Genomic DNA, 527 nt, shown 5'->3' with positions numbered 1-527 from the left:
CGGGCCTGGATGCGCTGGAACGCCGCGATGCTGGTGCACCGGGCCCAGGCACCGGGGATCGGCGTCGGCGGGCACATCTCCACCTACGCCGGCGCGGCCACGCTCTACGAGGTCGGCTTCAACCACTTCTTCCGCGGCAAGGACCACCCCGGCGGCGGCGACCAGGTCTTCTTCCAGGGCCACGCCTCCCCGGGCATGTACGCCCGGGCCTTCCTCGAGGGCCGGCTGTCCGAGGAGGACCTGGACGGCTTCCGGCAGGAGAAGTCCCGCGAGGGCCACGCCCTCTCGTCGTATCCGCACCCGCGCCTGATGCCCGGCTTCTGGGAGTTCCCCACGGTCTCGATGGGCATCGGCCCGATGAATGCGATTTACCAGGCCCAGTCCAACCGCTACCTGCACAACCGCGGGATCAAGGACACCTCGGACCAGCACGTCTGGGCGTTCCTGGGCGACGGCGAGATGGACGAGCCCGAGTCCCGCGGCCTGCTCCAGCTGGCGGCGAACGAGAAGCTGGACAACCTGACCTT

The 527-nt window shown here is 69.6% G+C and carries 1 protein-coding gene; it reads left to right on the top strand.

All coding sequences use genetic code 11. The features are described 5' to 3' along the window. A partial coding sequence (locus HGG74_RS06000) for a thiamine pyrophosphate-binding protein (protein WP_512698802.1) occupies window positions 1–527 on the top strand: 527 nt, incomplete at both ends.

Origin of the sequence: Arthrobacter mobilis, from assembly GCF_012395835.1 — a bacterium.
Classification (GTDB): Bacteria; Actinomycetota; Actinomycetes; order Actinomycetales; family Micrococcaceae; genus Crystallibacter; species Crystallibacter mobilis.
The sequence above is the reverse complement of the archived record's forward strand: the minus strand, read 5'-3'. Positions and strand labels throughout refer to the sequence as shown.